We start from the raw sequence: 7,984 nt of genomic DNA, 5'->3' as shown, positions 1-7,984 counted from the left end.
ACCCCCAGCCGCCGTCGAAGCCCCAGGACCCGTCGCCCTCGTAGGACTCGGTCGACGCCAGGAACTCGGCGATGTCCGCCGGCAGCGCCTGCTCGGGCAGCTCGGTGTGACCGACCTGGATCCGGGCGTACTCGGCCAACCCGGTCCCGGCGGGGATCAGCTTGCCGATGATGACGTTCTCCTTGAGGCCGACCAGCGGGTCGCGGGCCGACTCGAGCGCCGCCTCGGTGAGCACGCGGGTGGTCTCCTGGAAGGAGGCCGCCGACAGCCACGAGTCGGTCGCCAGGGACGCCTTGGTGATGCCCATCAGCATCTGCCGGCCGGCCGCGGGCTGCCCGCCCTCGGCCAGGAGCCGGTCGTTCTCCTTCTTGAACTTGACCCGATCGATGTTGTCACCGGGCAGGAATGTCGCGTCACCAGCGTCGACCACGTTCACCCGGCGGAACATCTGCCGGACGATGAGCTCGACGTGCTTGTCGTGGATCGGCACACCCTGCGAGCGGTAGACCTCCTGCACCTCGTGGACCAGGTGCAGCTGGGCAGCGCGCACGCCGAGCACCTCGAGCAGCTCGTGCGGGTCGATCGCACCGAGGGTGAGCTGCTGGCCCACCTCGACGTCGACACCGTCGCCCACCTCGATGGACCCGTCGTCCGAGCGGTACAGGCGCGCGCCACGGGGCAGCTCGTGCTCGTCCACCTGGTCGCGGGCGCCAGCGATGGTCAGGACCCGACCCTGGTCGGTCTCCTCGATCGAGACGCGCCCCGAGATGCGAGCGATCTCGGCCTTGCCCTTGGGGATCCGGGCCTCGAACAGCTCGACGATACGGGGCAGACCCTGGGTGATGTCGTCGGCCGATGCCACACCACCGGTGTGGAAGGTGCGCATCGTCAGCTGGGTGCCCGGCTCACCGATGGACTGGGCGGCGATGATGCCGACCGCCTCGCCCATGTCGACCATCGCGCCGTTGGCGAGCATCTCGCCGTAGCAGGCGCGGCAGACACCGATCTCGGTGTCGCAGGCCAGCACCGAACGGATGACGACCTCACGGTCGGCGTCGGACGGGGCGGTGTCGAGCGGCTCGAGGGTGTCGGGGTGCAGGCCCTTGATCAGGGCGTTCCGCAGACGCCGGACCTCGACGTCGGCGATGGGGCTGCCGGCGGCCAGGAGCACCTCGTCCGAACCCGGGTAGGTGACATCCTGCGCCACGACCCGGCCGTAGAGGGTCTGCGAGTCGTGCTCACCGACCACGGAGGTCAGACCGCGGGTGGTCCCGCAGTCGTCCTCGCGGATGATCAGGTCCTGCGAGACGTCCACCAGACGACGGGTGAGGTACCCCGAGTCGGCGGTACGCAGGGCCGTGTCGGCCAGACCCTTGCGGGCGCCGTGGGTGGCGATGAAGTACTCGAGGACCGACAGACCTTCGCGGTAGTTCGACTTGATCGGTCGCGGGATGATCTCACCCTTCGGGTTGGCAACGAGCCCACGCATGGCAGCGATCTGCCGCAGCTGGGTCATGTTCCCGCGAGCACCCGAGTTGGCCATCATGAAGAACGGGTTGGTCGGCGCGAAGGCGCTCTCCATCGCGTCCGCGACCTTGTTGGTCGCCTCGGTCCAGATCTCGATCAGCTCCTGGCGCCGCTCGGAGTCGGTGATGACACCGCGCGCGAACTGCTTCTCGATCTTGGCAGCGCGTTCCTCGGACGCCGAGATCACCTCGGTCTTGTTCGCCGGGGTCTCGACGTCGGAGATCGCGATCGTGACCCCGGCCTTGGTGGCGTAGCTGTACCCGAGGTCCTTCATCGCGTCGAGGACCTCGACGACCTGCCAGCGCGGGAAGACGTCGGAGCACTTGTTGACGATGTCGCCGGCGCCCTTCTTGGTCACGACGTGGTTCTCGAAGGCGTAGTCCTCGGGGAGCACCTCGTTGAAGATGGCGCGCCCAGCCGTCGTGATGATGCGCACCGGCGTGCGATCGGCACGTGCAGCCTCCCACGCTTCCTCGTCGTCGCGGTAGGCCGCCGGACGGTCGTGGGCCGCGAGCTGCTTGCCGCGCAGGCGCAGCACGATCGGGTCCTGCATCGACAGGCTGCGTGCGTCGAGGGACCGCTCGATCTCGCCGACGTTGCCGAACATCGGCAGACCCGCCGGGTCGCGGTCCGCATCCGTGTCGCTCTCGGAGTAGGTCAGCCAGTAGATGCCGAGCACCATGTCCTGGGTCGGCGAGGCGATCGGACGCCCGGTCGCCGGCGACAGGATGTTGTTCGGGGCGAGCATGAGGATGCGCGCCTCGGCCTGGGCCTCGGCGGACAGCGGCAGGTGCACCGCCATCTGGTCACCGTCGAAGTCCGCGTTGAAGGCGGTGCAGACGAGGGGGTGCAGCTGGATGGCCTTGCCCTCGACCAGCGTCGGCATGAACGCCTGGATGCCCAGGCGGTGCAGGGTCGGTGCGCGGTTGAGCATCACCGGGTGGTCGGCGATGACCTCCTCGAGCACGTCCCAGACCTGGGCACGCGAGCGCTCGACCATCCGCTTCGCGCTCTTGATGTTCTGCGCGTAGTTGAGGTCGACGAGCCGCTTCATGACGAACGGCTTGAACAGCTCGAGCGCCATCTGCTTGGGCAGGCCGCACTGGTGCATGCGCAGCTGCGGGCCGACCACGATGACGGAACGCCCCGAGTAGTCGACGCGCTTGCCGAGCAGGTTCTGGCGGAACCGGCCCTGCTTGCCCTTGAGCATGTCCGAGAGCGACTTGAGCGGGCGGTTGCCCGGCCCGGTCACCGGACGTCCGCGGCGGCCGTTGTCGAACAGCGCGTCGACGGCCTCCTGGAGCATCCGCTTCTCGTTGTTGACGATGATCTCGGGGGCGCCGAGGTCGAGCAGGCGCTTCAGCCGGTTGTTGCGGTTGATGACGCGGCGGTAGAGGTCGTTGAGGTCGGAGGTCGCGAAGCGGCCACCGTCGAGCTGCACCATCGGACGCAGGTCCGGCGGGATGACCGGGATGGCCTCGAGCACCATGGCGGCCGGGTTGTTGCCGGTCCTCCGCAGAGCGTCGACGACCTTCAACCGCTTGGTCGCGCGCTGCTTCTTCTGGCCCTTGCCCTCGGCGATGGTCAGGCGCAGCTCGGCGTTCTCGGCGTCGAGGTCGATCGACTCGAGCAGGTCACGGATCGCTTCGGCGCCCATGCCTCCGGTGAAGTAGTCGCCGAAGCGGTCACGCATGTCGCGGTAGACCAGCTCCTCGGTGATCAGCTGCTTGACCGAGAGCTTCTTGAAGGTGTCGAGGACCTTGCCGAGGTGCTCGAGTTCGTTGTTGGCGCGGACCGAGACGCTCTTGAGCTGCTTCTCGATCTCCTTGCGTTCCTTCTTGACGACGTCGGGCTTGGCGCCCTCGGCCTCGAGCTCGGCGAGCGTCGCCTCGAGCTGCTGGAGCAGCTCGGTGCGGTCGTACTCGAGCTGCTTGTCGATCTCCTGCTTCTCGAGGCGCAGCTCCTCCTCGAGCTCCGGCAGCGCGTCGTGGCGCTTGTCGGCGTCGACGGAGGTGACCACGTACGCCGCGAAGTAGATGACCTTCTCGAGGTCCTTCGGGGACATGTCGAGCAGGTAGCCGAGACGCGACGGCACACCCTTGAGGTACCAGATGTGGGTCACGGGAGCGGCGAGCTCGATGTGACCCATCCGCTCGCGGCGCACCTTGGCGCGGGTGACCTCGACGCCACAGCGCTCGCAGATGATCCCCTTGAAGCGCACGCGCTTGTACTTGCCGCAGTAGCACTCCCAGTCCCGCGTGGGACCGAAGATCTTCTCGCAGAACAGCCCATCCTTCTCGGGCTTGAGCGTGCGGTAGTTGATGGTCTCCGGCTTCTTGACCTCGCCGTTGGACCACATGCGGATCTGGTGAGCCTCCGCGAGCGTGATGCGCAGGCTGTCGAAGTGGTTCACGTCCAACACGGACGCCCTCCCTACTTCATCTCCCCCACCCCCCAACTGCGGGGGACGAGGTGCGGACCTAAGAGGTCCGCGGGGTCTGATGGTCACACCGCCTGAGGGGCGGGGTAGCTGCTGGGCGCCGGGGTCGGTCCGTAGCGACTCTGTGGTTCTCGAGAAGCGAGGACGGACCGCGGCGACCAGCAGCGGGGGTAGCGCATCAGGCCTCGGCCGTCGGACGCTCCGGTCGGGAGAGGTCGATGCCGAGCGCCTCCGCGGCGCGGAACGCGTCATCCTCGGAGTCGCGCAGCTCGATCTCGTCGCCGGCGGCGTTGAGGACCTCGACGTTGAGGCTGAGGGCCTGCATCTCCTTGACCAGGACCCGGAAGGATTCCGGGATGCCGGGCTCGGGGATGTTGTCGCCCTTGACGATCGCCTCGTAGACCTTGACGCGGCCGATGGTGTCGTCGGACTTGATCGTCAGCAGCTCCTGCAGGGCGTAGGAGGCGCCGTAGGCCTCGAGGGCCCACACCTCCATCTCGCCGAAGCGCTGCCCACCGAACTGGGCCTTCCCGCCGAGGGGCTGCTGGGTGATCATCGAGTACGGGCCGGTCGAGCGGGCGTGGATCTTGTCGTCGACCAGGTGGTGGAGCTTCAAGATGTACATGTAGCCCACCGTGACCGACGCCTCGACGGGCTCGCCGGTCCGGCCCTCGTACACCGTCGCCTTGCCGTCCTCGCCGACCAGGCGCACGCCCGACTCGGAGGGGTTGCCGGCCTGGAGCAGCTGGATGAGCTCCTCCTCGCGGCACCCGTCGAAGACCGGGGTGGCGAAGTTGACCGGACCCGGGACCGACAGCATCTCGTCGCCCCAGCCCACGCGGTCGAACCACTCGGGCTTCTCGTCGAAGTGCCAGCCGTTGTTGGCCGCCCAGCCGAGGTGGGTCTCGAGGACCTGCCCGACGTTCATGCGGGACGGCACACCGAGGGGGTTCAGCACGATGTCGACCGGGGTCCCGTCCTCGAGGAACGGCATGTCCTCGAGCGGGAGGATCTTGGAGATGACGCCCTTGTTGCCGTGGCGACCGGCGAGCTTGTCACCCTCGGAGATCTTCGACTTCTTGGCGATGAAGATGCGCACCATGTCGTTGACGCCCGGCTGCAGGTCGTCGCCGTCCGCGCGCGAGAAGCGCTGGACGCCGATGACGATGCCGCGGTCACCGTGGGGCACCTTCAGGGAGGTGTCGCGGACCTCGCGAGCCTTCTCACCGAAGATCGCGCGGAGCAGCCGCTCCTCGGGGGTCAGCTCGGTCTCACCCTTCGGCGTGACCTTGCCCACCAGGATGTCTCCCGGCTGGACCTCGGCCCCGATCCGGATGATGCCCTCCTCGTCGAGGTTGGCGAGCACCTCCTCGGAGACGTTCGGGATGTCGCGGGTGATCTCCTCGGGACCGAGCTTGGTCTCGCGTGCGTCGACCTCGAGCTGTTCGATGTGGATCGAGGTCAGCACGTCCTCGCGGACGAGCCGCTCGGAGAGGATGATCGCGTCCTCGAAGTTGTAGCCCTCCCAGGACATGAAGGCGACGAGCAGGTTGCGCCCGAGGGCGAGCTCACCCTCGTAGGTCGACGGCCCGTCGGCGAGGACCTGACCCGCTTCGACCCGCTGACCCTCGGTCACCACGGGACGCTGGTTGATGCAGCTGCCCTGGTTGGAGCGCTTGAACTTGGTCAGGTAGTAGCGGTCGATCTCGTCCTCGTCGGTGCGCAGGACCAGGTGGTCGCTGGCGACCTCGACGAGGACCCCGGCGCGCGAGGCGATGACCACGTCACCGGCGTCGCGGGCGACCTTGCCCTCGATACCGGTGCCGACGTACGGCGCCTCGGCCCGCAGCAGCGGGACCGCCTGGCGCTGCATGTTGGCGCCCATCAGCGCACGGTTGGCGTCGTCGTGCTCGAGGAAGGGGATCAGCGCCGCGGAGATGGACACCGCCTGCCGCGGCGAGACGTCCATGTAGTCGACCTGCTCCGGCGCAACCTCACGGACCTCGCCGCCCTTGGCCCGCACGAGCACGAGGTCGTTGACGTAGTGACCGTCGTCGTCGAGCGGCGCGTTGGCCTGCGCGACGACGTAGCGGTCCTCCTCGTCGGCGGTCAGGTACTCCGCGTCGTCGCTGACCACACCGTCGGTGACGGTCCGGTACGGCGTCTCGATGAAGCCGTAGGCGTTGATGCGCGCGTACGACGCGAGCGACCCGATCAGGCCGATGTTCGGGCCCTCCGGGGTCTCGATCGGGCACATGCGGCCGTAGTGCGAGGGGTGGACGTCACGGACCTCGAAGCCGGCCCGCTCACGGGACAGACCACCGGGACCGAGCGCCGACAGGCGGCGCTTGTGGGTCAGGCCCGACAGGGTGTTGGTCTGGTCCATGAACTGCGACAGCTGCGAGGTCCCGAAGAACTCGCGGATGGCGGACACCACGGGACGGATGTTGATCAGGGTCTGAGGCGTGATCGCCTCGAGGTCCTGGGTGGTCATCCGCTCGCGGACCACCCGCTCCATCCGCGACAGGCCGATACGGACCTGGTTCTGGATGAGCTCGCCGACCGAGCGCAGCCGACGGTTACCGAAGTGGTCGATGTCGTCGGTGTCGTACCCGTCGGTGCCGGCGTGCAGCTTGACCAGGTAGCTCATCGTGGCGAGGCAGTCCTCGGCGGTGAGCGTGAAGTCCTCGCGGCGGCCGAAGCCGAGCACGTCGAACTCGTCGGTCAGCTTGCCGTGCTTGACGTGGCCGGAGCCGTCGTCCTCGAGCCCGGAGATCTTGTAGCGACCGACCTTGGCGAGGTCGTACTTCTTGTTCGCGAAGAACATCCCGAGCAGCAGCTGCCCCGCCTGCTCGGCGTTCGGCGGCTCGCCCGGACGGAGCTTGCGGTAGATCTCCTCGAGCGCCTGGCCCGGGGTACGGCCGGTGTTGTCCTTCTCGAGGGTGAGCGCGATCGACTCCGCGCCCCCGAAGAAGTCGAGGATCTCCTCGTCGGGGACCTCGGCGGTCAGCACCTCGGAGGGGGCGAGTTCGTAGTGCCGTTCGGCGTCGTTCCAGACGAACGCCTTGAGCGCGCGGTAGAAGACGCTGATCGGCTGCTTGCGCTTGCGGTCGACGCGGACGGCGACCAGGTCGCGCTTGTCCACCTCGAACTCGAGCCACGCACCGCGGCCGGGGATGACCTTGCAGCCGAACACGTCACGGCCGGTGGTCTTGTCGATGGACCTGTCGAAGTAGACGCCCGGCGAACGCACCAGCTGGGAGACCACGACGCGCTCGGTCCCGTTGACCACGAAGGTCCCCTTGTCGCTCATCACGGGGAAGTCACCCATGAAGACCGTCTGGGACTTGATCGTGCCGTCCTCCTTGTTCAGGAACTCGGCGGTCACGAACAGGGGCGCGGCGTAGGTGTAGTCCTTCTCCTTGCACTCCTCGACGGAGTACTTGGGATCCTCGAAGCGGTGGTTGAGGAAGCTGAGGGCCATCTTGCCCTGGCTGTCCTCGATCGGTGAGATCTCGTCGAAGATCTCCCCGAGCCCCTCCTTGATGAGCCAATCGAACGAGCCGCTCTGGATGGCGACGAGGTCGAGCTCCTCGAGGGGAAGCGCCTCACGGATCTTTGCGAAGCTGAGTCGCTGATCGACGGCGTTGCCTGTCAACCGGGACCTCCCTGACGCTAGGTGGCTGCGGGCCCGCGGCGCGGGCACTTGCGGTGCCCCGGGACCGGGGCGAGCAGTTGCGGGTGCTGACGGCGCGGAGCGGAACGCCGAGCCCGCAGCGCCGAGCGGGATCGGGTCGCGAGGTCGATCAGGTGGACGGACCGACGCGCGAGGTGGAGACGAGGGTGCTGTTCGCGCCGACGTGCCTCGGACCGGACCGGAGCCCAGCGATCGCACGGGGAGCTGTGCCAGCTCGAGGGCGGGTGGACCCGGCGGATCGGCGGTCCGGGCGAACCCTCTCCGACCACGGACACACGACGACCGCCTCCGTACGGCGGCGGCGCGAGCGGTGGATGGAG

At 67.9% G+C, this 7,984-nt stretch carries 2 protein-coding genes; both read right to left on the bottom strand.

The window, feature by feature from the left end:
• On the bottom strand, positions 1-3,949 hold a 3,949-nt coding region (locus WEE69_02050), incomplete at its 3' end, for a DNA-directed RNA polymerase subunit beta' (GenBank protein ID MEX1144071.1).
• Between the two features lie 196 nt (positions 3,950-4,145).
• A complete protein-coding gene (gene rpoB / locus WEE69_02045; GenBank protein MEX1144070.1) occupies positions 4,146-7,625 on the bottom strand; it encodes a DNA-directed RNA polymerase subunit beta in 3,480 nt (1,159 codons plus the stop codon).
• Positions 7,626-7,984 lie beyond the last annotated feature (359 nt).

Source organism: Acidimicrobiia bacterium (genome assembly GCA_040881685.1).
GTDB lineage: Bacteria > Actinomycetota > Acidimicrobiia > IMCC26256 > PALSA-555 > SHVJ01.
The sequence above is the reverse complement of the archived record's forward strand: the minus strand, read 5'-3'. Positions and strand labels throughout refer to the sequence as shown.